Annotated in this window: 19 protein-coding genes; 10 read left to right on the top strand and 9 right to left on the bottom strand. The window is 52.4% G+C overall.

Annotated elements, in window-relative coordinates; all coding sequences use genetic code 11:
• Nucleotides 1-15: 15 nt before the first annotated feature.
• The 4 genes from KAJ71_RS07780 to KAJ71_RS07765 all read right to left on the bottom strand — a co-directional run bounded on the left by KAJ71_RS07780 (nt 16) and on the right by KAJ71_RS07765 (nt 3525).
• Nucleotides 16-1524, bottom strand: coding sequence for a PTS transporter subunit EIIC (locus KAJ71_RS07780; protein ID WP_248945188.1), 1509 nt, complete (start codon nt 1522-1524; stop codon nt 16-18).
• Between the two features lie 177 nt (nt 1525-1701).
• The gene (locus KAJ71_RS07775; protein WP_248945187.1) at nt 1702-2433 is read right to left on the bottom strand and encodes a MurR/RpiR family transcriptional regulator; all 732 of its coding nucleotides are present in this window, start codon (nt 2431-2433) and stop codon (nt 1702-1704) included.
• Nucleotides 2434-2509: 76 nt separating this feature from the next.
• Nucleotides 2510-2956, bottom strand: a complete 447-nt coding sequence (locus tag KAJ71_RS07770; protein WP_248945186.1) for an N-acetyltransferase — start codon at nt 2954-2956, stop codon at nt 2510-2512.
• Complete coding sequence (locus KAJ71_RS07765) at nt 2953-3525, bottom strand: DNA-3-methyladenine glycosylase I (protein WP_202728238.1); 573 nt, start codon at nt 3523-3525, stop codon at nt 2953-2955. Before KAJ71_RS07765 ends, KAJ71_RS07770 begins: the two co-directional genes overlap by 4 nt.
• Before the next feature lie 416 nt (nt 3526-3941).
• Here KAJ71_RS07765 and KAJ71_RS07760 point away from each other — a divergent pair, with 416 nt between their 5' ends.
• Both KAJ71_RS07760 and KAJ71_RS07755 read left to right on the top strand, forming a co-directional pair.
• Nucleotides 3942-5930: an autotransporter outer membrane beta-barrel domain-containing protein gene (locus KAJ71_RS07760; RefSeq protein ID WP_248945185.1), complete on the top strand. Its 1989-nt coding sequence runs from the start codon at nt 3942-3944 to the stop codon at nt 5928-5930.
• A gap of 805 nt (nt 5931-6735) precedes the next feature.
• Nucleotides 6736-7479 (top strand): helix-turn-helix transcriptional regulator, encoded by a 744-nt coding sequence (locus KAJ71_RS07755; protein ID WP_248945184.1) that lies wholly within the window; start codon nt 6736-6738, stop codon nt 7477-7479.
• Here the strand turns inward: KAJ71_RS07755 and KAJ71_RS07750 are convergent.
• Nucleotides 7396-8100, bottom strand: a complete 705-nt coding sequence (locus KAJ71_RS07750; protein ID WP_248945183.1) for an acyl-homoserine-lactone synthase — start codon at nt 8098-8100, stop codon at nt 7396-7398. The two genes, KAJ71_RS07755 and KAJ71_RS07750, sit on opposite strands and share 84 nt — an antisense overlap.
• A 447-nt stretch (nt 8101-8547) precedes the next feature.
• Here KAJ71_RS07750 and glyQ point away from each other — a divergent pair, with 447 nt between their 5' ends.
• The 3 genes from glyQ (at nt 8548) to KAJ71_RS07735 (ending at nt 12451) form a co-directional block, all read left to right on the top strand.
• On the top strand, nt 8548-9456 hold the full coding sequence (glyQ, locus tag KAJ71_RS07745; RefSeq protein ID WP_024483285.1) for a glycine--tRNA ligase subunit alpha: 909 nt from the start codon (nt 8548-8550) through the stop codon (nt 9454-9456).
• 8 nt (nt 9457-9464) lie between these two features.
• Nucleotides 9465-11534 (top strand): glycine--tRNA ligase subunit beta, encoded by a 2070-nt coding sequence (gene glyS / locus KAJ71_RS07740; RefSeq protein ID WP_248945182.1) that lies wholly within the window; start codon nt 9465-9467, stop codon nt 11532-11534.
• Between the two features lie 197 nt (nt 11535-11731).
• Nucleotides 11732-12451 (top strand): DUF3053 domain-containing protein, encoded by a 720-nt coding sequence (locus KAJ71_RS07735; protein ID WP_248945181.1) that lies wholly within the window; start codon nt 11732-11734, stop codon nt 12449-12451.
• A 145-nt stretch (nt 12452-12596) separates the two neighbouring features.
• Here the strand turns inward: KAJ71_RS07735 and KAJ71_RS07730 are convergent, their stop codons facing one another.
• Nucleotides 12597-14705: a two-partner secretion domain-containing protein gene (locus tag KAJ71_RS07730; protein ID WP_248945180.1), complete on the bottom strand. Its 2109-nt coding sequence runs from the start codon at nt 14703-14705 to the stop codon at nt 12597-12599.
• 1112 nt (nt 14706-15817) lie between these two features.
• Here KAJ71_RS07730 and KAJ71_RS07725 point away from each other — a divergent pair.
• The 3 genes from KAJ71_RS07725 (at nt 15818) to KAJ71_RS07715 (ending at nt 19667) form a co-directional block, all read left to right on the top strand.
• Entirely contained in the window at nt 15818-17734 is a 1917-nt protein-coding gene (locus KAJ71_RS07725) for a PTS mannitol transporter subunit IICBA (protein WP_024483280.1), read from the top strand.
• Nucleotides 17735-17796: 62 nt separating this feature from the next.
• Nucleotides 17797-18945, top strand: coding sequence for a mannitol-1-phosphate 5-dehydrogenase (locus KAJ71_RS07720; RefSeq protein ID WP_248945179.1), 1149 nt, complete (start codon nt 17797-17799; stop codon nt 18943-18945).
• Nucleotides 18946-19109: 164 nt separating this feature from the next.
• A complete protein-coding gene (locus KAJ71_RS07715; protein ID WP_248945178.1) occupies nt 19110-19667 on the top strand; it encodes an MltR family transcriptional regulator in 558 nt (185 codons plus the stop codon).
• On the opposite strand, the gene KAJ71_RS07710 is transcribed toward KAJ71_RS07715, so the two are convergent.
• Nucleotides 19664-20272 carry a LysE family translocator gene (locus KAJ71_RS07710; protein WP_248945177.1) on the bottom strand — a complete coding sequence of 203 codons (609 nt, stop codon included), beginning with the start codon at nt 20270-20272 and terminating at the stop codon, nt 19664-19666. The two genes, KAJ71_RS07715 and KAJ71_RS07710, sit on opposite strands and share 4 nt — an antisense overlap.
• Nucleotides 20273-20408: 136 nt before the next feature.
• Here KAJ71_RS07710 and KAJ71_RS07705 point away from each other — a divergent pair, with 136 nt between their 5' ends.
• Both KAJ71_RS07705 and KAJ71_RS07700 read left to right on the top strand, forming a co-directional pair.
• Nucleotides 20409-21878: an aminotransferase-like domain-containing protein gene (locus tag KAJ71_RS07705; RefSeq protein ID WP_248945176.1), complete on the top strand. Its 1470-nt coding sequence runs from the start codon at nt 20409-20411 to the stop codon at nt 21876-21878.
• A gap of 67 nt (nt 21879-21945) precedes the next feature.
• Nucleotides 21946-22308, top strand: a complete 363-nt coding sequence (locus KAJ71_RS07700; RefSeq protein WP_248945175.1) for a YibL family ribosome-associated protein — start codon at nt 21946-21948, stop codon at nt 22306-22308.
• 52 nt (nt 22309-22360) lie between these two features.
• Here the strand turns inward: KAJ71_RS07700 and KAJ71_RS07695 are convergent, their stop codons facing one another.
• Both KAJ71_RS07695 and yiiM read right to left on the bottom strand, forming a co-directional pair.
• Nucleotides 22361-23143, bottom strand: a complete 783-nt coding sequence (locus tag KAJ71_RS07695; RefSeq protein WP_248945174.1) for a class I SAM-dependent methyltransferase — start codon at nt 23141-23143, stop codon at nt 22361-22363.
• Nucleotides 23144-23192: 49 nt separating this feature from the next.
• Nucleotides 23193-23864: a 6-hydroxyaminopurine reductase gene (yiiM, locus tag KAJ71_RS07690; protein ID WP_248945173.1), complete on the bottom strand. Its 672-nt coding sequence runs from the start codon at nt 23862-23864 to the stop codon at nt 23193-23195.
• Nucleotides 23865-23896 lie beyond the last annotated feature (32 nt).

Raw genomic sequence — 23896 nt, 5'->3', positions numbered from 1 at the left:
TCTTGGTAGATGAATTTAGGCCATTTCAGTCTTGTTGAGCGGTGCCGTTGGCGCGGGTTGTTGTTCTTTAAAACCGACGATATAGGTCAGTACCGCACCGAGCACAAACGCCACGCAGATGGATAGCAGGAAGCCAAGGAACTGCGGCATATGACCTTCTTTAAAGAATACCGGCAACACGGCAATCCCCGGTAGGCAATAGCTCCATGACACCGCGTTGAAGGCCCCGGCAATGGAACCTCCGACCGCCCCGGCGACACAGCCGCAAATCATTGGGCGTTTCAGGCGCAACGCTACGCCGTAGATGGCGGGCTCCGTGATGCCGAACAGGGCGGTCATGCCCGCAGACAGCGAAACGCGCTTCATCTCCGGGTCTTTGGATTTCAAATAAACGCCCAGCACGGCACCTGCCATGGCAAATACTGGGGAGGCTTGCAGGCCGGTAAAGGTGTCATAGCCCAGTGTGGCATAGTTCCCCACGGTGACTGGCGTGATCCCCCAGTGTACGCCCAGCGTTACCAGTGGCATCCACAGTGCGCCTACCACCGCTCCGGCGATGGAAGGGCTGAGGTGATACAGCGTGTTATAGACGCCACCGATGGCACCGCCAATCATGTTGCCGATCGGGCCAAAGGCCAGCAGCGTCAGCGGCACCATGATCGCGATACAGAACATTGGCGTGAACAGGTTGCGGATCACCAGCGGCAGGATACGTTCAAAGAAACGCTGCACATAGGACATGATCCAGACCATCAGGATGATGGGGATCACCGAGGCGGTGTAGCTGAGATACTGCACCGGCATACCCAGAAAGGTGAGCGGATCGGCGTTAATCGGGATACCGGCCACTTCGGCCAGTACCTTGGCAATCTGTGGGTTATTGACGGCTTCCTGCATCAAGGCCTGCATGGCCGGGTCGGCAGAGTTTACTAACAGGATTTTATTGGCGGTGAGCATGTTCATATAGTCTGGAGAGACCAGCGCACAGGCCGCGATAACTGCGGTGAACGGATTGACGTTGAATTTTTTCGCGGCGGTGAAGGCCACCATCACCGGCAGGAAGGTGAAGCCGGTCCAGGAAACGAAGTTGAGAATGCGGTAGGTGCCGCTTGCCGGGTCCATCCAGCCTAAGGCAGCAAACAGCGAGATGAGCCCCTGCAACACCCCACAGGCCGCCAGCGGATACAGGAAGGGAGCAAAGATACTGGAGATAATGTCCATCAGGCGGCTGACGATGCCGACGTTCGGCGCGCTGACCGCGACGTTCTCATCCATATTGACCAGCTTGAGCACTTCCCGATAGGCGTCGCCGACGTGGTTGCCGATCACCACCTGCAATTGGCCACTGGATTCGAGAACGGTAATCACGCCTTGGACGCGTTTCAGCGTATCTTTATCGGCCTGGCTGATATCTTTTAAAATAAATCGCAAACGCGTTGCGCAATGTGTGACATTAATCACATTATTATCGCCACCAATCAGGCGCACGATCTCTTTTGCTGAATCAGCATAATTAATTGCCATCAACGTAACTCCATCTATGAGGTACAGATATATCGGGCTTTAATGTCAGTGTTTGGGTTATAGCTGAAGGGATAGTAGCAAATAAGATGAGGAAGTCACGATATAACAAAACGACGAAAAAGTGATTTGTCACATTAAAAAAACAGGGTGTTATTTAATGTGTTTTAACTAAAGAAATTAATGGCCGAGACTTTTGGCCAGCTTTTTCCCTATCGCCTCCAACATATACATCACCGGTACCTGGGTAGTGATATCGTACTCGCTGGCAATGCGGATTTGCGGCATGTGGTAAGAGAGGTTAAAGTCTGCCATACGCGCCAGTGAAGAGGTTTCGCTGTTGGTAATGCTGACGATCTTACAGTTATGCAGGCTAAATTGGCTGGCCAGTTTGAGAATTTCCGGCGTTTCTCCAGAAACCGATAAAATAATGGCTACCGCGTTTTTATACATATCGCTGCTGATAGGATAATAAGGGTCATCGATATAATTACTGAATTTACCAACGTTAGAGAAAAAACGAGCGCCGTACTTACCTAATGTGCCGGATGTTCCCGCCCCGACAAAGATGATCCGTTCTGCGGCGGTAATGTGTGCTGTCGCATCCGTAATTAACTGTTCAAACTCTTCATTGTTAATACTCTTGAAGAAGCTGACAATTTCACTGACGCCGGAGGTTAACAGCAGCTTGTCTTCCTGTTCCAGATAGAGTTTAAAGCGAATACGGAATTCCGAATAGCCGCTGAAATTCATTTTCTTACAAAAGCGCAATACCGTGGTGGTGGAGACCTTGGCACCATCCGCCAGTTCGCGAATGGTCATATACATGACCTTGTCCTTATTTTTGATGACGTAGTTGTACACCATCAACTCGAGACCGTTGAGTTTGGATAAGGCGATATGGGTAAACATGCTGGATCTCGTTGACAAGGTTGGCTGCCAAAGTACCAGAAGCGGGGAGGGATGACAAAGCCCGCCCGCCGCCTCTTCAGGGGTAGCGCAGTTCGGCGACGGCCCAGTTCATGATCAGCGTATGGGCCTGGGTTTCCTGATTGAACTGGCGTTGCACCTCACTGAACCCAAGCTTGCGGTAAAAGGCGCAGGCCCGCAGATTCTGCTCGTACACCTCCAGGCTTAGCCAGCCGTGCTGTTGTTGCACGCGCTCCATCAGCGCGGCACCGACGCCTTGGCCATGGAAGCGCTCATCAACAAACAGCGCGCCCACGAAGCGTTCATCCAGCACGCTGATAAAACCGGCGATCTGCTGGTTGTGCAGATAAACCCAGGTTTTAGCGCGTGGCAGATAGCTTTCACGCACCAACTTTGCGGTTTGCTGCCAATAATCGGCCGCGATAAATGGATGGGCCTGGGTGGTGCTTGCCAGCCACAACGTCATCAGCGGCTCGATATCGGCCGGAACGGCGGTGCGGATCATGCCTGACGCTGCTTTGGGTGGCAGAAGCAACCGGTGAGATGATCGTTCACCAGGCCGCTGGCCTGCATAAAGGCATAGCAGGTAGTTGAGCCGATAAATTTAAAGCCGCGCTTTTTCAATGCCTTGGACAAGGCATCGGACTGTTCGGTTTTGGCGGGGACTTCCCCTAGCGCCTGCCAGTGATTGAGCAGCGGCTTGCCGGTGACGAACTGCCAGATAAAGGTGACAAAATCCTCTCCGGCTGTCTCCATCGCCAGATAGGCTTTGGCGTTGTTGATAATGGCCTCGATTTTGCCGCGATGGCGGATGATGCCGCTGTCTTGCATCAGCGTTGCCACGTCTTGCTCGGTCATGGCGGCGATGCGCTGTGGATCGAAGTTGTGGAAGGCACGGCGATAGTTTTCACGTTTTTTCAGCACGGTGATCCAGGAAAGACCGGCCTGCTGACCTTCCAGGCACAGCATTTCGAACAGCTCGCGTGCGTTGGTGGTGGGGACGCCCCATTCCTGGTCATGATACTCAAGATATAACGGATCGGCGGTAACCCAACCGCAACGTTCGTTGGCCATGCTGAGACTCCTTGTGCTGTATTTATTTACAGGTAATCATCGCCGGAAGCTGCCTGCTTGGCAACCCTTTGAGCGATTTATCGTCTACCGCCTTGACGTTATGTGAAATCCCGCAATATTTACTACATAGCTATACCCGTCGTCTTTCAAGCTGCAGCGTTGTTACCTGCGCTATCTCACCCCAGTCACTTACCAAACGTAAGCTCCTGGGGATGAGATAGCTTGTCGCCTAGCTGCAACTTGAAATCCATAGGGTATAAAGCGAGATTGGCCAACGATAAGAACAGTGATTGAGAATGATGACAAAGTGGCAATAGGTCGCACAGGTTCGACCGTAGGGGCGCTGCATACTGCGCCCGTCATAGTTTGTCAGCAGTCTCAGATTTCCTCTATTTCTGACTCTCAGGAGTCTATTTATGCCTCTGAAAAAACAGGGTAAGCACGCTCCAACGGTGCTTGCCGTGGCTTTAGCTCTTTGCCTCAGTGCTACGGCGCAAGCCTATGATCAACTTTACGTGTTTGGCGATAGCCTGAGTGATACCGGCAATAACGGCCGCTTCACCTATGACAGCCACCAACATCAGCTGTATGACGAAATACTGGGCCAGCGCATTGGCGCCGCGCTGGTGGCGTCCGATAACGGGGGCTACAACTATGCTGCCGGTGGTGGCGTGGCCGTACCGGTGTTAAACCCTGCGGACAACACCGAGGATCAGGTACAAAGCTACCTTGCCCGGGTTAACGGCAGGGCCGACGGCGACGGTCTGTATATCCACTGGATTGGCGGCAACGATCTGGCCGCTGCGGCGATGAATGTGGCAACCGCACCGGAGGTGGCCTATACCAGCGCCTTGGCTGCGGCGACGCAGGTGCACGCTTTATTGAACGCCGGTGCCGGGACGGTGATTGTGCCGACGGTGCCGAATATCGGTTCAACCCCGCTGTTGATGGAGCTGATTATCCAGCAGGCGCTGGGACCGGTGCAGGGCGCGGCCATACTGGCGGCTTACGGCAAGCTTAATGCCATCGCCACGCCGGATAACGCTTCGCGCCAGCAGGCGATCCATCAGGCATTAGGTGCCGCGGCACAGCAGGCCAGTAGTGATCCACTGGTGCAGCAGGCCATTGCAGCCCAACTAAGCGCGGCTTTTGACAGCTTCAGCGCCCAGGCTGCCCAGCTTACCGATTTTTATAACCAGAGCGAAGATCGCCTGTTGGCTCAGGGCGGCGGTAATATCGTGCGCGTTGATGTCAACAAACTGTTCAGCGAGGCGATCGCCAATCCGGGCCAGTTTGGTTTTACCAACACCGCCGGTATGGCTTGTCCTGCCGGCGTTTCTTCGGCGGTATGCAGTTCCGCCATGCCAGGCTTTAACAGCGAGCAGGCTTATCTGTTTGCCGACCATTTCCACCCAAGCCCGCAGGCTCACCAGTTGATCGCCGATTATATTCAGGCGGTATTGGATGGTCCGGCGCAGGCGGTGGCGCTCAACCAGGCAACCGCCGCCTTTGCGCGTGATAGCCGTGCCACCCTGGACAGCCGTTTTCAGCAGTTACGCACCAGCAGTAATCCGCAGGGGTCATTGGGCGTGTTCGGCGGCTATGCCGGGCAACGTTATGATTACTCGGCCAATACGGTTGCCGGAGATGGCGACGCCACTACGCACAACCTGACGCTGGGCGTGGATTACCAACTGACGGATGAGTGGCTGATAGGTGCGCTGATCTCGGGTTCCAACGATAATCAACAGCCTTCCAGCCGTTACGATTATAAGGCGCGCGGTGTGCTGCTATCGGCCTTCAGCTCCGTGACGCTGTTTGAACAGGGATGGCTCAATGCCGATTTGCACTATGCCCGCGTGAATTACGACGATATTAACCGTAGTATGCAGCTTGGTTCGCTAACCCGTACAGAAACCGGCGATACCGATGGTAAGCAGTGGGGTGCACGCGTTACTGCGGGTTATGACTTCCCGATTGCTTCGTATCTGACCACCGGGCCGATGGCGCAGTTTGCCTGGGATTACAGCAACGTCTCCGGTTATAGCGAGAATGGCGACGACAGTACGGCGATGCGTTTCAACGATCAGACCTATCATTCGCAGATCGGTGCTGTAGGATGGCGATTAGATAGCCAGCTCGGGATGGTTAACCCTTATGTGGAGGTGAGCTATCAGCATCAGTTTGGTGATGACGTTTACTGGGCAGGCGGTGGATTGAAGTCGACCCAGACCTCATTCACCCGCGATAGCGCCAGCCAGGATAAAAACTGGATGGATGTGACCTTGGGGGCGAATATGCCACTGAGCGATCGGGTGGCGGCGTTTGCGACGGTTTCGCAGACCAGCGGCTTGAGCAGTGGCGAGCAATTTATGTACAATGTTGGGGTCAGCGCACGCTTTTAAAGGATGGTTTTAATCCTAATTGCCTGGTGCCAGACGGTTTGGTGCCGGGAAGAAAATGGGGGAACGGCACTTACTATTATTACGGGACAGTGCCTGATATACGGGGCTGTCCGCCCTGTTCACTACCGTCTTGCCAAGACATTCACCGAAAAAGTACAGTACCTGACTGTACTTTAGTATAACTATCATTTGCCCATAAAAGACTTTATTGTTGCGGCATAAGAGCAAAGAATTTAAATATAAAAAAAACTGATCCCGTTTAAAGGATCAGGAGCCATTTGGCCAACACCAGGGAAAGTTTGTTGTATTATTATAAATAACAGGTTGTCTGTCAATTGTTCTCTCACGCGTTAACTAGCGTGTGGGAGGCATTTGCGTGCCTGTAATGATATAAAATATTTATTATTCACTGTCTGTCCCATCAATTTTTTATCTTTAATAGCCTGTTAATGATAATAACAGCGGTTTTTAGAGACACTTATCGTGTACTCCATTCAAGCTAGCAACATCTTTAGTCAGAAAATACCCCTTAAACACAACACTTGAGTAACTTAAATTTTACCCCCATCCAGGTATGTCTAACGCATTAATCTTTTATTGATTAAAAATTATCCGCAATATCAAGATTATTCCGAGATAAAATAGGCTCATCGTCTTTGATATGCAAAAGATGATTATTATAACTAAGCTATTTATTATAAATTGATAAGTTATTTCTTACTCTAGATTAGTTTTCTATGATAAACTATGGCTTTATGTTGTGCTCTGAAATTTGTAACGGAGATTTCTACAAGGAGATTATTACGTGTCAAGTTTATTCTTTAATAATGAGTTTATTAACTCAGCTATAAAGACTTATTTAGAAAAAAACTTAAGAGAATATCACAACATAAAGTACGCCTATGCGATTATGAACAAACGCAATCCTGCCGATTTTGCCATAATTTCCAACAGAACAGAATGGTTCGAGTTTTATACCGCCAATAACTATCAATTTATCGATCCGGTACTTATTACCGCCTCCCACCGGGTAACCCCTTTTTCCTGGGATGAGAATATCGTGATCCGATCCGGGTTAAAGTTGCCCAAGATTTTTGATATGGCCAAAAACTATAATGTCATCAATGGTTATACGTTAGTATTGCACGATCATAATAATAACCTGGTGGTACTATCGTTGATCATCGATGACTCCTGTGATGAAAATATCGAAGAGTCGATCAAAGAGAACCAACATAAGCTGCAGATGCTGCTGATCACCGCCCATGATAAATTGACCGCGCTGTATCACGAGCTGAATAACACCAGCGATTTTGACAAGATCAGCCAAAAAGAGCTGTTCTCCAAACGCGAGAATGAGATTATTTACTGGGCAAGCATGGGAAAATCCTATCAGGAAATCGCGCTTATCTTAGGGATCAAGCTCACCACAGTAAAATTTCATATTGGCAACGTGGTCAAAAAGTTAGGCGTTACTAACGCTAAACATGCCATCAGGCTTGGCGTCGAGCTGAAGCTCATCAGACCGGTGCTTCCTGATCGGGAATGACAGTGGCCAGCAGTCTAAGGTTGCATTGCGGCTCGGTGATTTCTGATTGATGCGGTCGATCATGATTTGCTGATTATGGCTATCTACCGGCATAAAAATCAGATAAATATTCTGTTTCTTTTCCGACAGGCCGGTTTCAACAATGGAAATCTGCCAGCCAGAGCGTTGGAAAATGATCATCATCGGATGGCTGACAATCGCATAGATACCTTCATAGCCACGATCTCGCGCGTAGTTAATCATCGACAAGAAAAGTATTGAGCTAATCGGGTATTGCCGCAGCTGCAATTCCTGTATTCGTGATTTATCAATGAATAAACGGCTGGCTTCGGTAAAATTGCCATCGGGCAGGTTTAACTGAGGGAAGTAAGGTTTGAACGTATCGATGATCATCGTCGGGTGTTGGGTCTCGATAAACCGCAGGCTACAGACGATCAGCCCCTGATAAACACCAAATAGATAGGTGGTGTTTTTATTGTCGTAGACATCAAACTCCATGTTTCTTTCGCAGTTTACAATCCAATTCAGGCGATCTTTAAAGGTGGTCTTTCTGAGGGAGAATAATTCATTGGATCTATTATCTGGCAATAAATTATAATCCACATCAAAGAACTCTATCATTTTCATCCTTCCCTAATAAATTTAAAAAATTTACTTTACATGATGCCGTTATCTTTCCACTGCGGATGATCGTATCAGAGCCAATTCAAGAAGCAATGAATAATGCCAGGTTGCCGATGTGGCTTATAATCGCTCGATGCTAAATAGCTGCGGTTAGTTAATAGTGCAATAGGTGGAAGCCTTGCAGAACGCCGACATGCCGCGAACCCGTTCCTGGGACTCGTATCCCGCGTCCATGCACTCAACGGTCGTAACCGCCAAGACTCCCATCTGTCTCAAGCTAAGGGGTATCGCGGTATTAAACTCCGATCCCGCCTTAAGTGGCCGCGAAGCGCGCTTTTTTCTCGAAGATTGACACTTGTTGCGGGATTCTGGCTGTATATCTTACGGTCAACGGGTATACTGGCCCATTCTATTAAATCCACTTGTATCGCGTGCGAAATCAACATGCAAAAGTTTGATACCAAGACCTTTCAGGGTCTGATCCTGACACTACAGGACTATTGGGCGCGCCAGGGCTGCACCATCGTGCAACCGCTGGACATGGAAGTTGGCGCGGGGACATCCCACCCGATGACCTGCCTGCGTGCACTGGGCCCGGAGCCAATGGCCACCGCCTATGTGCAACCTTCACGTCGCCCAACCGACGGCCGTTACGGGGAAAACCCGAACCGCCTGCAGCATTACTACCAATTCCAGGTGGTGATTAAGCCATCGCCAGAAAACATTCAGGAACTCTACCTGGGTTCCTTGAAGGAACTGGGTCTGGATCCGACCATCCACGATATCCGCTTTGTGGAAGACAACTGGGAAAACCCGACGCTCGGCGCCTGGGGTCTGGGTTGGGAAGTATGGTTAAACGGCATGGAAGTCACGCAGTTTACCTATTTCCAACAGGTTGGCGGTATGGAGTGCAAACCGGTCACTGGCGAGATCACCTACGGCCTGGAACGCCTGGCGATGTACATCCAGGGCGTAGACAGCGTTTACGATCTGGTGTGGAGCAACGGCCCGTTGGGCGTTACCACCTACGGCGACGTGTTCCATCAGAACGAAGTGGAGCAGTCCACCTATAACTTCGAATACGCCGATGTCGATTTCCTGTTCTCCTGCTTCGAGCAGTATGAGAAGGAAGCACAAACGCTGCTGGCACTGGAGAAACCGCTGCCGCTGCCGGCTTATGAACGTATCCTCAAGGCTGCTCATACCTTCAACCTGTTGGATGCACGCAAGGCGATCTCGGTTACCGAGCGTCAGCGCTATATTCTGCGTATTCGCACGCTGACCAAAGCCGTTGCCGAGGCCTACTACGCTTCCCGCGAAGCGCTGGGCTTCCCAATGTGTAACAAGAAGTAGAGGCAGCTATGACACAACAGACTTTCCTGGTGGAAATCGGCACGGAAGAGCTGCCGCCGAAGGCTCTTCGCTCACTGGCAGAAGCCTTTGCTGCCAACTTTACCGCTGAACTGGACAACGCTGGCCTGGAACATGGCGAAGTGAAGTGGTTTGCCGCTCCGCGCCGCCTGGCGTTGAAAGTGGCGGATCTGAGTGCTGCGCAGGCCGATCGTGAAGTTGAAAAACGCGGTCCAGCCATTGCCCAGGCGTTCGATGCCGAAGGCAAACCGAGCAAAGCGGCCGAAGGTTGGGCGCGAGGCTGCGGTATCACCGTCGATCAGGCCGAGCGCCTGGTGACCGATAAAGGCGAATGGCTGCTGTATCGCGCCCATGTGCCAGGCCAATCTGCCCAGCAACTGCTGGCCGGTATGGTGAGCACTGCGCTGTCCAAGCTGCCAATCCCGAAACTGATGCGCTGGGGCGATAAAGAGACCCAGTTCGTCCGTCCGGTGCATACCGTGACTATGCTGCTGGGTGCAGAACTTATCCCTGGCACCGTGCTGGGTATTGACTCTGCCCGCACTATTCGCGGCCACCGCTTTATGGGTGAAGCTGAGTTCACTATCGATAACGCCGATCAATACCCGCAGATCCTGTTGGAGCGCGGCAAAGTGGTGGCGGATTATCAAACTCGTAAAACCTTGATCAAGCGCGATGCCGAGCTGGCTGCACAACAGATTGGCGGCAAAGCCGATCTGAGTGAGAGCCTGCTGGAAGAGGTCACCTCCTTGGTTGAATGGCCAGTGGTGTTGACCGCCAAGTTCGAAGAGAAATTCCTGGCGGTGCCGGCGGAAGCGCTGGTGTACACCATGAAGGGCGATCAGAAGTATTTCCCGGTGTATGACGCCGCGGGCAAACTGCTGCCGAACTTTATCTTCGTCGCCAATATCGAGTCGAAGGATCCACAGCAAATCATCTCCGGTAACGAGAAGGTGGTACGCCCACGTCTGGCGGATGCCGAATTCTTCTTCAATACCGACCGCAAGCAACGCCTGGAAGACAACCTGCCGCGTCTGGAAACCGTGCTGTTCCAACAGCAACTGGGCACCCTGCGCGCCAAGACCGACCGTATCCAGGCCATGGCGGGCTGGATTGCCGGCCAGATCGGGGCTGACGTCAACCACGCTACGCGTGCGGGGCTGCTGTCGAAGTGCGATCTGATGACCAACATGGTGTTCGAATTCACCGACACCCAGGGCGTCATGGGCATGCACTATGCGCGCCATGACGGTGAAGCCGAAGACGTTGCAGTGGCGTTGAACGAACAGTACCAGCCACGCTTTGCCGGTGATGAACTGCCGCAATCGTTGGTGGCCTGTTCGTTGGCGATTGCCGACAAGATGGACACTCTGGCCGGGATTTTCGGCATCGGGCAGCATCCAAAAGGCGATAAAGACCCGTTCGCACTGCGCCGTGCTGCGCTGGGTGTGCTGCGTATTATCGTTGAGAAAAACCTGCCGCTGGATCTGCAAACCCTGACCGAAGAGGCTGTCCGCCTGTATGGTGACAAGCTGACCAACGCCAAGGTGGTGGACGAGGTTGTCGACTTTATGCTGGGCCGTTTCCGTGCCTGGTATCAGGAAGAAGGCCACGCGGTGGATACCATCCAGGCTGTATTGGCACGTCGTCCAACCAGGCCTGCCGATTTTGACGCACGGGTAAAAGCGGTGACGCATTTCCGTACGCTGGAAGCCGCTGCGGCACTGGCGGCTGCCAACAAGCGCGTTTCCAATATCCTGGCCAAATCCAGCGATACGCTGCTGGATCACGTCCATGCTTCGGTATTGAAAGAGCCGGCCGAGCTGAAGTTGGCAACCCACTTGGTGGTGCTGCGCGATAAACTGGAGCCGTTCTTCGCTGAAGGCCGCTACCAGGAAGCGCTAGTGGAGCTGGCCGCATTGCGTGAAACCGTGGATGCGTTCTTCGACAGCGTTATGGTGATGGCAGAAGATGAAGCGGTGCGCGTGAACCGCCTGACGTTGCTGAGTAAGTTGCGTGAGCTGTTCCTGCAAGTTGCGGATATCTCCGTGCTGCAATAATGGTGTAAAGCCCAAGAAAAAGCGCCTGCGGGCGCTTTTTCATCTGTGATGGCGGCCGCGAAGCGATAGGTTATTCTGAGTACTTCGCACAATCGCATTTCGTATCGCTGGTAGTTGATCTATTCTTTAGACGCACGGAGGGCGGCAGACGGCATGGAATCTGATAAAAGACACGTTTATAACAGGAGTTATGTCACATGGCGGTAGGGATCCAGAGCAGAAGTTTCGCGCGTTGGCTGGCACCAGTGTTGGCATTGTTGGTGGTTATGCAACTGACCGCCTGCGGCGATAAAGAGCCGGAGCAGCGCAAGGCATTCGTTGATTACTTACAGAATACGGTCATGCGCAGTGGCGTACATATTCCGACGTTGAGCGAAGATCAGAAACAGAAATTCGGTGCTTATACCGGCGATTACGCCATTCTGGTGGGTTTTTCCCAACAGTTGGCGAAGTCGGTAGACGCCAGCCTGACCCCGGCGCTGGAGCAGGTTAATCAGATCCGCACCGCGCAGGACTACATGAGCAAGCGCGATAGCCTGCAACAGTCGATCGGCGCGTTAAACTTGCTGGGCCAGCAGATCCAGACTGCCAAGGCGCAGGCGGATACCGCTCGTGCGGTACTGAAGCAGCCGGACGATCTGAAAGCGGTGTACAACCAGGTGTATGACAAGATTGTCACCGCACCGGCCAATGCGCTGATGCCGGCGATCCCAACTACTGCCGGTTTTGTCCAAGAGCTGGTGCAGGTAGGGGATTTCCTGCAGGCCCAGGGCAATCAGGTCAGCTTCAACAACGGCGGCGTGCAGTTCCGCACCCAGCAGCAGGCGACGCAGTACAACACCATGATGTCTAATCTGGTGGCCAAGCAGCAGGACTTGTTGAACGCGCAGAAAACCGTATTTGCGGTCATGCAGTAACCCAAGACGTATCATCGTTGGCTGTTGACTACCCTTGGTTATTCGGCTCATCCATGAGCCTCACCCCAGCCACTTACTTAAGTAAGTGGCTGGGGACTCACCTTGATGTTGCTTTCGTGCAACTTTGGGTATAGTGAGTAATTATTTATTGTATTGAGATAGGGCCATCAATTTTACCCAGGTTGATGAAACTATTTGGGTTTTTAAGCACGAGATTTAAGCCATCAGGACTGTCAACAACACCGGTCTTAAAGTTGGTGAACCCCAGACTGTTAATCGTTGTCAGGCCATTATCGGAAGATAGGGTACCGTAATTATATACAATGCCTTGTGTTGCATTGATATCGATCCCTTTTTTACCACTCAGTTTGCCATGATGTACATAGCTACTTGATAAGTTTAACGTTGCGTGACCTTCTGCGCTAATATTGCTATTGTTACTTAGGGCCATGTCTGCGGTGATCTCGGTATCGTTGGCCGATTTGATCAGGCCATTCCCGTTCTGGAAACGTTGGGTGTTAATCACGATATTCTTATCGCTTTCGATAAAGCCATTGTCATTTATCATTGTAGCGGAACTATTGGCTACAATATTACCCTCTGATGCAATTCGCCCATTATTATTAACGATAGAACCTCCTTTGACACTCAGCTTCATGCCGCCTTTGCCACTGAACAGTCCTTTATCATAGGGGCCTGGGCCCATGCCGCTATTGCCGATACCTTCAGCAGAATTGATCTCCAGGTAATTAGCTGCCTTTATAAGGCCGTCAGTGTTAGTGACGCTCGCACTATTAATTAGCATATCATTCTTGCTAAGAATAGTCCCTTTGTTATTAATGAGGTTATACTGAGTATTAATGGTGACATCGTCTAAAGATTGGATTAATCCTGATTGATTATACAGGATGCCAACATCAAGATTAATTTCGCAACAGGCTTCAATGGTGCCATTGATATTGCGTAGTGTATTGTTGACAGTGTTGATGTCAATACCTCCCGCATTTGCCTGGATCAAACCATTTGTATTGTCTAAATCATTAGATGAGAGTACCACCCCATTATAACCGCTAATAACACCGTTGTTGTTGTTTATTACTCTTTTATTCTCGGTGGCGTACGGATCATGGCGCATATTTACTACGCCTTGACTTTTAATATTGCCCGAATTGTTGTATACGTCACCGCTGATGATGTTGATATTGCCATCGGCCATAAGGGTACCATTAATATTGTGCAGCCTACTTTTTCCAATATCGATATTGATGTCGTTGACGGCTTTAATAGTGCCTTTAGCCGAGTTGTCCAGCATATAACCGGAGGTTGTTTTACTGTTAACTATTTTAGCTCGCAGGGTGTCGATATTGACGTCATGTTGAGCACTGATGACCCCTTTATTCACTAACTGACCGTTGGTGGTTATGCTGACATCACCGACGGAGGCTCCAATGGTTCCTCCATTGCGAACACCGACGCCATTGTCGGTGCTCACCAGTGTAATCTTGTTGGCGTACATGCCGCCCAAATTAGCAACATCAATACCTACATGATAACCAGCGCTGGCAGGTGCCAGTTCAGTGATCTGGGTATTGTCGGCATTAACGTGGTTTTTACCGACGGTTACTTTCAGGTCTTTTGCATTAATATTCCCATTAATCTGCACGGTACGTGCGATTATGTCGGTATAGTTAGTCTCCGAGGTTTGCAGGCCGTTACCATTAACGATGATGGTTCCTTTATCCACGGTATAACCAAGCAGTTGACCATTGACAACTTGTGCTTTACCGGTCGTCAAGGTAGCGCGGTCGGCATTGATAAAGCCACAACCATTACAGGAAATCCCTGACGGGTTAGCCACGATAACCTGAGCCTTTTGGCCAGCCACATCTATCATACCGTTCAGTTGGCTTGCTTTGGTTGAGTTGACTTCATTAAGGATAATTGAAGCAGAACCTCCGGCCAGATTCGCATTTCCTGCAATATTTCCAGCTAGTTGTGACGTGGAGCCAGCTGCACTGTTGTTAAGAACAACACCCCCTCTATCTACGTCAAATTGTGAGTAGATATTGTGGGAAACGCCGCCTTGGCCTGCCGCATTGATATTAACAATGGTGCTCCCATTGGCACCAGCACTTACAGAAGGGCCACCGGCTGACGGGTTGACCGCTGCATGGGAGACTGCCCCCCAAGCAACCAGGCTAAAAAAGCAAATGGGAGATAATTTAGCGATGAGCTGTTTTTTTTCTGTATTCATTAGAAATATTCCTTTTTATTTTTGACGTATTGGCAACTCGTAACCCCACTCATATTAAATGTAGGGCTATTATTCTAAATAATGATGTGGGCAGGAAGTTTTTATTAACTTCTTTTACATGTTAATTTATTATATCATCCTGTTTTTAACTTAGTAAATATAATGAAATTAAAATGGATTATTCTTGTTTTTTATAAGATAATAATGATTATATAATTCAGTATTATTCTTATGCCTAATAAGTAGCGTTGTATTGAGGTTGCAATAGAGCATTTCTTGTTCAGAGGGAAATAACTACGGCCAGCCAACGACAATGCAACTTGAAGTATGACGGGTACAAATAGCCACACTTATAGAAAATGCGCTAAGCAATAGGCGTTAATATAAAATATTGATGCCGCAACCTGGGCTGTCAAACAAGATTTATTAATTGAGTGTTTAATACAGTGAAATTTACTGGATAATAAAATTTCATTAAAAGACTCAATCGCTACCGTAGATTCGCTAGCGATTTAATTGTTTGGTAGACTTAACGCTAAATTTCCAGTTATCGACCATCAAATAAGTAGGTGACAGTTTTAAGACTGGTTTTCAGGCTAGTGGTACGAGGGGGCTGAGCTGCTGCGTTGATCTGCGAGCGGTTCCCCCATTTCTTAATACTTCTGTACTACACTTCAACTATTCATGACTTTCTGTAATGTAGTTTTCTTTCATCCACGCCATGGTTATTTCCCGACGGTGTGGATGCTCACAGGGAAGATGTCATTTCAGGCCACGGCCCGGTGGTCGGATGTAAAATAAATTGTGATTCTTGTCACATTTCAAAAACAAACAGCAAGGTTTAAAGTGTGATTGTGGTCACGTTTTTGGTGCATTTGGCCGGTATATCTTCTCGTTGTATTTTTTTTACACCGCATAAGTGTGATGTATATCACTAAATACACCAGGGTATAGGGGCAATGTTAGTGATGGTGATCACAAAAATTCCGTGAAGTTCGCGTAGTAAAAAGAGCGTGGTAGAGTCCGTTTCGCAAACAGCATCAACAGGGCTAGAACGTTACAACAATTATCGCGCGCTCTTATTGTCAGCGCGTAACAATAGGGGTGTGTTTATGTTTTCACCAGACATCAAGGTTAAAGTGCAAAACTTTGGCCGTTTCCTGAGTAATATGGTGATGCCCAACATTGGCGCATTCATCGCCTGGGGTATCATCACTGCGCTATTCATTCCTACCGGCTGGCTGCCAAACGAGACGTTAGCCAAGCTGGTTGGGCCAATGATCACCTACCTGCTGCCACTGCTGATCGGTTATACCGGCGGTAAACTGGTGGGCGGCGAGCGTGGCGGCGTGGTCGGTGCCATCACCACCATGGGCGTGATCGTCGGTGCAGACATGCCGATGTTCCTCGGTTCCATGATTGCAGGCCCGTTGGGCGGCTGGGCGATCAAGCACTTTGACCGTTGGGTTGACGGCAAGATCAAAAGCGGCTTCGAGATGTTGGTCAACAACTTCTCCGCAGGCATCATCGGTATGCTGTTGGCAATCCTGGCCTTTATGGGTATCGGGCCATTGGTCGAAGCGATATCTAAAGTGCTGGCGGCTGGCGTGCATATCATGGTGGTCAACAACCTGCTGCCATTGACCTCGATCTTCGTTGAACCGGCGAAAATCCTGTTCCTGAACAACGCCATCAACCACGGTATCTTCTCACCGCTGGGCATCCAGCAGGCGACGGAAACCGGTAAATCGATCTTCTTCCTGATCGAAGCCAACCCAGGCCCAGGTTTGGGCGTGCTGATGGCCTATATGTTCTTCGGCCGTGGTAGTGCCAAGCAGTCTGCTGGCGGTGCGGCGATCATCCACTTCCTGGGTGGTATCCACGAAATCTACTTCCCATACGTGCTGATGAATCCACGCCTGATCCTGGCGGTTATTCTGGGCGGTATGACCGGCGTATTCACCCTGACCCTGCTGAACGGCGGCCTGGTATCTCCTGCTTCCCCTGGCTCTATCCTGGCGGTGCTGGCGATGACGCCAAAAGGCGCCTACTTCGCTAACCTGGCGGCGGTATTTGCGGCGTTCGTGGTCTCCTTCGTGGTTTCAGCCTTCCTGTTGAAAACCTCAAAAGTGAAAGAGGAAGACGACCTGGAAGAAGCGACCCGCCGTATCCAGGACATGAAAGCCCAGTCTAAAGGCGGTGCCGCGGTAAACGCAGCCGTAGACGGCGATCTGAGCACCGTGCGTAAAATCATCGTGGCTTGCGATGCGGGTATGGGTTCCAGCGCCATGGGTGCTGGCGTGCTACGCAAGAAAGTGGCGGACGCGGGGCTGAAGAATATCTCCGTAACTAACAGCGCGATCAACAGTCTGCCGGAAGATGTGGATCTGGTGATCACTCACCGCGATCTGACCGAGCGTGCGATGCGCCATGCGCCGCAGGCCCAGCACATCTCGCTGACCAACTTCCTGGACAGCCATCTGTACAGCGATCTGACCGCTCGCCTGGTGGCCGCTAACAAGACCAGCGAAACCCAGCAGAAGGTTATCTCCACCCTGGATGACAGCTTTGACGCCAGCGAACAGAACCTGTTTAAACTGGGTGAAAGCAACGTGTTCCTCGGCTTGCAGGCCATTGATAAAGAGCAGGCCATTCGCTTTGCCGGTGAGCAACTGGTGAAGGGCGGCTATGTCGAGCCAGAGTATGTTCCGGCCATGTTGGAACGTGAAAAGCTGACTTCTACCTACCTGGGCGAATCCATTGCCGTGCCGCATGGCACCATTGAAGCCAAAGACCGCGTGCTGCGTACCGGCGTGGTGTTCTGCCAGTATCCGCAGGGCGTACGTTTCGGTGACGAAGAGGATGAGGTGGCACGCCTGGTTATCGGTATCGCGGCGCGTAACAACGAGCATATCCAGGTGATCACCAGCCTGACCAATGCGTTGGATGATGAAACCGTCATCGAGCGGCTGGCGAATACCACCAGCGTCCAGGAAGTGTTGGATTTGCTGGGCGGCAAGAAGGCCTGATAACAGAATTATTTTAAAGGGTGCAGCTTGCTGCACCTTTCTACATTAAGAAAGGGTGGAATATGAAAGCATTACACTTCGGAGCCGGCAATATTGGCCGTGGCTTTATTGGCAAACTGCTTGCCGACGCGCACGCCGAACTGACTTTTGCTGACGTTAACCAGACGGTGCTGGACGCGTTGAACCAACGCAAAAGCTACCAGGTACATGTGGTGGGTGAGCAGGCGCGCGTTGAAGAGGTGAATAACGTCAGTGCCGTTAACAGCGGTAGCGAAGAGGCGGTGGCCCTGATTGCCCAGGCCGATATCGTCACGACCGCCGTTGGTCCGCAGATCCTCGCCAGAATTGCCGGGACTATCGCCAAAGGCCTGATCCTGCGCCATCAGCAAGGCAATGCTCAACCGCTGAATATCATCGCCTGTGAAAACATGGTGCGTGGTACCAGCCAGCTCAAACAGCACGTGTTCGACGCGCTGCCACAGGATGAACAGGCCTGGGTTGAGCAGCATATCGGCTTTGTCGATTCCGCCGTAGACCGTATCGTGCCGCCAGCCGAGGCGGGCAGCAACGATCCGCTTGAAGTGACGGTAGAAACCTTCAGCGAGTGGATCGTCGATCAGACCCAATTCAAGGGGCAACCGCCAGCCATCGCCGGCATGGAACTGACCGACAACCTGATGGCATTTGTTGAACGTAAGCTGTTTACCCTCAATACCGGCCATGCGATCACCGCCTACCTGGGCCAGCGCGCCAAGCTGTTGACCATTCGTGATGCTATCCTCGATCCGGTCATCCGCCAAGTGGTCAAAGGGGCGATGGAAGAGAGTGGTGCGGTGCTGATCAAGCGCTACGGTTTTGACGCCGACAAGCATGCTGCCTATATCAACAAAATCCTGTCCCGCTTCGAAAACCCGTATCTGCATGATGACGTAGAGCGTGTGGGCCGTCAGCCGCTGCGCAAACTGAGCGCGGGCGATCGCCTGATCAAGCCGCTGTTGGGCACGTTGGAATATGGCTTGCCGCACGCCAACCTGATTAAGGGGATTGCCGCCGCCATGAGCTACCGCAGCGAACAGGACCCACAGGCACAAGAGCTGGTAGACTTGCTGGCAAAACTGGGTCCAAAAGCCGCGCTGGCGCAAATTTCCGGTTTACCGGCCGACAGCAAGGTTGTGGAAGAGGCGGTTGCTGTGTATAACGCCATGCAGTAAACGCTGTGATATCAAACCAGTGTAAGCAAACTCATTCCCTTTCCCCACGGATAAGGGGTAGGGTGAGGGGGCAAGGCGTCTTTGCCCCCCATTCGGGGCCACTCCCAGTAGTTAACGGGGAGCGCCTGAGTGAACACACCACCCACGCGATTCGAAAAGCGAAGATGATCGAGACACAGGCATTCGAAAACAAGGTTCTGGAAAAGCTGAACGCTGGCAAGACGGTGCGCAGTTTTCTGATCGCAGCGGTTGAACTGTTGGCAGAAGCGCTTAATGTCCTGGTGGTGCAGGTTTTCCGTAAAGATGACTATGCGGTGAAATATGCCGTCGAACCTCTGTTGTCCGGTGCCGGGCCGCTTGGTGAACTTTCGGTACGCCTGAAGCTGATGTACGGGTTGGGGGTGATTTCCCGCCACGAATATGAAGATGCTGAACTGCTGATGGCGATGCGTGAAGAGCTTAACCATGACGGTTCGGAATATCGCTTTATTGATGATGAGATACTCGGCCCCTTCGGTGAGTTCCACTGCGTCAGCGCCTTGCCGCCGGTTCCCACTTTTCTACAGCCCGGCGAGGCGGATGAATCACTGATCGCCATGCAACACCAGCGTTACCAGCAGATGGTGCGTTCCACCATGGTGCTGTCGATCACCGAGCTGCTGGCGGAGATCGGTGCCAAACAGCCTTCCCGGCTCTCTCCGCTCGGTGCTCAAAAGCCTTAAGCCATCAGCGCACGCCACTCGTCAAACAGCAACCATAATGCGGTGGTTGCCATCAAGCCTGCCATCACGCCGTTAAATAACCGTAGTTTCCAGGTCACACGCAGAGCGTGGCGTAGCCGATCGCCCATCAATGCCCAGATCAAGATGCAGGGGATATTCACCGCGGTGAAGCTTGCTATGGTTAACAGCGTCTGATGTAGCGTCGCTCCCTCGTGCGGAGTGAACAAGATCGCCACGTTGATGGCCATCAGCCAGGCTTTCGGGTTCACCGCCTGGAACAAGGCTCCGCCGATAAAGCGCATTGGCCGTGCCTGCTGTTTAGCATCCGGTGAGGCCGCTTTAAACAGCTTCCACGATAGCCACAGCAGGTACGCACAGCCCATCACCGCCAGCGGAAAGCGGATGGTATCGGCCCAGTTAAGGATCAGCGCCAGCAATAGCGTGGTGAGAGCTAGCTGTGTCGCACAGCCCAGACTGATGCCAAACATCATCGGCAAGGTACGCCGCAGGCCGAAATTGACGCCGGACGAGGCCAGCAGCAGGTTATTGGGGCCAGGAGTAATCGACATCACGGTTACGTAACTGATAAATGCGGAGTCCAGCATGAGGTTTTCCATACATGATTGGGGGTGATCACCAGCATAAGGGCAGTTGGCAGATGGTGACAGAACCAGAAACCAGCTATTGTCAGGGTTACAGTTTCGGTAATTTCGAACTGTACCCATTACCTGGAGAGAAACTGTGACCCTGCTCGACGAGATCCCGGAAACCCGCTATCTGCAACTGGCGGAGACATTGGCGGCCGCTATCCACCGTGGCACTTTACCGCCCGGTAGCCGCCTGCCTTCGGTACGCCGCTGCGCACAGAGCCACAGCGTTAGCATCAATACCGTGGTGGCGGCCTATCGCCAGCTGGAAGACCGGGGGCTGATCGAAGCGCGGCCACAGTCTGGTTTTTACGTGCGGGCGACCTTGCCTGCGCTGAAAACGGCATCAGCACCCAGCAACCGGGTAGAGCAACCGGCTGATGATGTGCTGGCCCTGATCGATACGGTGTTTGCTGCTCAGCAGAACCCGGTCTTCACCAATTTGTCGCTTGCCTGCCCGCAAACCGTGGATTTTTATCCCGGTGGCAAGTTGGGGCGGATGTTGTCATCACAGTTACGCCGCCAGCCTAATCTGATTGGCCAATACGCCTTGCCGCCGGGCAGCCTGCGGTTGCGCCAGCAGATCGCCCGGCGCTCGATGACGTTGGGCATGTTGCTGGAGCCGAGTGACATCACGCTGACGCACGGTTGCATGGAAGCCTTGCAGCTGGCGCTCAGGGTGACCACCAAGCCGGGCGATTGCGTGGGGTTGGAGTCGCCGACCTATTTTTATCTGTTGCCGTTGCTCGCCAGCCTGGGGCTGAAAGCGCTGGAAATTCCCACCGACCCGCAGCATGGCCTGTCGCTGGATGCGCTGGAGTTGCTGTTGCAGGAGAAACGGCTGAATGCGGTCATCGCCATGCCGACGATACAGAATCCGTTGGGCTGCACCATGCCGCTGGCATCGAAAAAACGGCTGGCACGCCTGATGAACGATCATCAAGTGCCGCTGATCGAAGATGGGTTATATGCCGAGCTGCAATTTGGCAGTGCGCTTAGCCCGGCGGTGAAGGCGTTCGATAGCGACGGCTGGGTGCTGTTTTGCTCCAGTTTCACCAAAACGCTGGCACCGGATTTTCGCATCGGCTGGGTGGTCGGTGGGCGCTTCAGTGAGGCGCTGCGCAAGCTGAAGGCAGTGTCTTCGATGTCGGAGTCGCACTTGCTGTCGGAGACGCTGGCCATGTTCCTGGAGGCGGGGGGATACGATCATCATCTGCGCAATTTACGCAAACGCTATGCGGCGCAGGTGGAAGAAGCCAGGGCGCTGATTGCCCGCCATTTCCCGCGCGGGACAAGAGCTACCCAACCTGCCGGTGGGTTTGTGTTTTGGGTGGAGTTCCCGCCAGGGGTGGACACGGTGGCGCTGTTCCATCAGTTACTGGATGAGCAGATCTGCCTGACGCCGGGTACGCTATATTCTCCAAGTGGGCGTTATCATAATGGGCTGCGGCTCTCCTGCTGCTATCCATTTAACGCCCGTTATACCCAGGCGCTGGCGCGGGTGGGGGCAAAAGCCTGCGAGATGAGCGGCCTGCCTGCGGGAATTGCGCAAGGTGGGGAGTAACCTGTCGTGCATTTTGCTACACTAGCGAAATATTTTTTACGCCATAGAACAAAACAGGCCAGAGACGATGAAAGAGAAAGAAAAAGCCGAGATTAAGCGCCTGAGCGATTTGCTGGACGCACTGAACCACAAAGACACTGTGGTGATCCAGCAGGGTAACACCGACCTGATTACGCAACATCTCAAAGAAAAAGAGAAGTTGAAGACCGAGATTGAGCGCCTGAAAAACGTGCGCGTGGAAAAACTGAGTGCGGAAGCGCAGAAGTTGAGCCAGTTGCCGTTCAGCCGTGAGATCACCAAGAAAGAGCAGGCGGATATGGGCACGCTGAAGAAAAGCGCCCGTGGCCTGATCGTGGTGCATCCAATGACCGCACTTGGCCGTGAGATGGGCCTGAAAGTGGTTACCGGCTACGCGAAAAAAGCGTTCTGATAACCAGCCCCAGAGAACATCGTCTTAGCCAGACGATGTTCTCTGGGTTGTTTTATCCGGCCTTGGTCGTAAAGAACGCGCAGGTCTGGTAAGGCACCGTGAGCGTTTCCTTCCCCCGCAGCTCCTCTTCCTCTGCCACCAACTGGCGGATCTGTTCGATCACCTGTTCCTGCTGCTGTTGCGGCAACGCGGCGATAAAGCTGGTGGATCGCACACGGTTATAAATCACATCCTCCGGCGCTCCGCTATGCCCCAGCATAAACACTTGCTCCTGTAGCTGGGTAAAACCCGGGTAAGGGAACAGCCTGCGCCATTCACCGGTATAAAAACGCGGCGCATCCCCTTCGTGGCGATCGACTATCTGATTGAGTTTGCGTACCCAGCCAACCCGCGCATCGCGCATATTCCACACCAGGCCAAGCTTGCCGCCGGGTTTCAGCACGCGCTGAATTTCCGCCAACGCCTGACGCGTAGCAAACCAGTGAAAGGATTGTGCGCACACCACGGCATCCACCGATTCATCCGGCAACGGGAGTGATTCGGCGGTACCTGCTAGCGTTTTCACCTGAGGGAATGCCGCCGCCAGCTTTTCCAGCATCTGCGCCACCGGTTCAACGGCGATAACGTTGGCACCGGTCTCCAGCTGGCGCGGAGTGAACTGGCCGGTGCCTGCGCCCAGATCGATGACGGTCTTACCGGGCTGTAGATCGAGTACCTCACGCAGCCAATCGGCGATCTCCGCCGGATAATCCGGGCGGCCTAAAACGTAGCGATCCGCATTGGCCTGATAGCCAGTCGCAGCCGCGTGATGAATGGAATGAGGTGATGTAGCCATAGCGCAACTCCCTAATCCAGGTCGATGGATGTCTTCTGCCTAGCGCCGGTTAACGGCCAAGCAGACGGCGGTTGAGGTCTTCGATTTTGCCGCTGGTGATGCGCGTCAGCATGGTTTTGCTCCAGCTGGCCGACAGCCCGGCTACCGACAGTAAACGACGGTATTGCTCTTCATCGAACGGCATGTGCCAGGCGATGCTGATGGCTTCTGCGACGGAAACCTCGCTATTGCGGGTCACCAGCGCCAGCGGTTGGTCACCACTTACCGATCCGGTCGATACTACGCGATACAGCCAACCGCAGCGGCCGGTTTGCTGCATCAGCACCGAAATATCGTCGATAGCGAAATGGTAATTGAGCTTGAAACACGGGGAGCGCGGTTGGGTCACCTGGATCAGCGCTTCGCCCCAGCGGTAAATATCCCCCATAAATACGTTATGTTCGGTCAGGCCGAGGGTCGAAATATTTTCACCAAAGGCTGGCGCGCAGAACTGTTCGGCTTGAGCGGGGAACTGTTCACGCCAGTGGTCGTAATGCTCGCGTGGGTAGTGGCAAAGGGCGCGATCTGGCCCGCCGTGATAGCTTTTTTCTGCCTGCTCATCACCTGCCAGACCCAGTGGGGTAAGCTTCAGTGTGCCCTCCACCAGGCGCTTGGCGATAGCGCTGGGGCGGCCGCCTTCATAGGGTTGAATCGAACCGAGATAAACGTCAGGGTGGTGCATGCAAGCCTCCATTCACGCTCGTTAATGCTGCC

This window comes from Serratia silvae (genome assembly GCF_023282985.1).
GTDB lineage: Bacteria > Pseudomonadota > Gammaproteobacteria > Enterobacterales > Enterobacteriaceae > Chania > Chania silvae.
The sequence above is the reverse complement of the archived record's forward strand: the minus strand, read 5'-3'. Positions and strand labels throughout refer to the sequence as shown.

Bases quoted from the DNA above. Each gene is read 5' to 3' on its own strand.
- KAJ71_RS07780 (WP_248945188.1), bottom strand. From the start codon at position 1,524: ATGGCAATTAATTATGCTGATTCAGCAAAAGAGATCGTGCGCCTGATT.
- KAJ71_RS07775 (WP_248945187.1), bottom strand. From the start codon at position 2,433: ATGTTTACCCATATCGCCTTATCCAAACTCAACGGTCTCGAGTTGATG.
- KAJ71_RS07770 (WP_248945186.1), bottom strand. From the start codon at position 2,956: ATGATCCGCACCGCCGTTCCGGCCGATATCGAGCCGCTGATGACGTTG.
- KAJ71_RS07765 (WP_202728238.1), bottom strand. From the start codon at position 3,525: ATGGCCAACGAACGTTGCGGTTGGGTTACCGCCGATCCGTTATATCTT.
- KAJ71_RS07760 (WP_248945185.1), top strand. From the start codon at position 3,942: ATGCCTCTGAAAAAACAGGGTAAGCACGCTCCAACGGTGCTTGCCGTG.
- KAJ71_RS07750 (WP_248945183.1), bottom strand. From the start codon at position 8,100: ATGATAGAGTTCTTTGATGTGGATTATAATTTATTGCCAGATAATAGA.
- glyQ (WP_024483285.1), top strand. From the start codon at position 8,548: ATGCAAAAGTTTGATACCAAGACCTTTCAGGGTCTGATCCTGACACTA.
- glyS (WP_248945182.1), top strand. From the start codon at position 9,465: ATGACACAACAGACTTTCCTGGTGGAAATCGGCACGGAAGAGCTGCCG.
- KAJ71_RS07735 (WP_248945181.1), top strand. From the start codon at position 11,732: ATGGCGGTAGGGATCCAGAGCAGAAGTTTCGCGCGTTGGCTGGCACCA.
- KAJ71_RS07730 (WP_248945180.1), bottom strand. From the start codon at position 14,705: ATGAATACAGAAAAAAAACAGCTCATCGCTAAATTATCTCCCATTTGC.
- KAJ71_RS07725 (WP_024483280.1), top strand. From the start codon at position 15,818: ATGTTTTCACCAGACATCAAGGTTAAAGTGCAAAACTTTGGCCGTTTC.
- KAJ71_RS07720 (WP_248945179.1), top strand. From the start codon at position 17,797: ATGAAAGCATTACACTTCGGAGCCGGCAATATTGGCCGTGGCTTTATT.
- KAJ71_RS07715 (WP_248945178.1), top strand. From the start codon at position 19,110: ATGATCGAGACACAGGCATTCGAAAACAAGGTTCTGGAAAAGCTGAAC.
- KAJ71_RS07710 (WP_248945177.1), bottom strand. From the start codon at position 20,272: ATGCTGGACTCCGCATTTATCAGTTACGTAACCGTGATGTCGATTACT.
- KAJ71_RS07700 (WP_248945175.1), top strand. From the start codon at position 21,946: ATGAAAGAGAAAGAAAAAGCCGAGATTAAGCGCCTGAGCGATTTGCTG.
- KAJ71_RS07695 (WP_248945174.1), bottom strand. From the start codon at position 23,143: ATGGCTACATCACCTCATTCCATTCATCACGCGGCTGCGACTGGCTAT.
- yiiM (WP_248945173.1), bottom strand. From the start codon at position 23,864: ATGCACCACCCTGACGTTTATCTCGGTTCGATTCAACCCTATGAAGGC.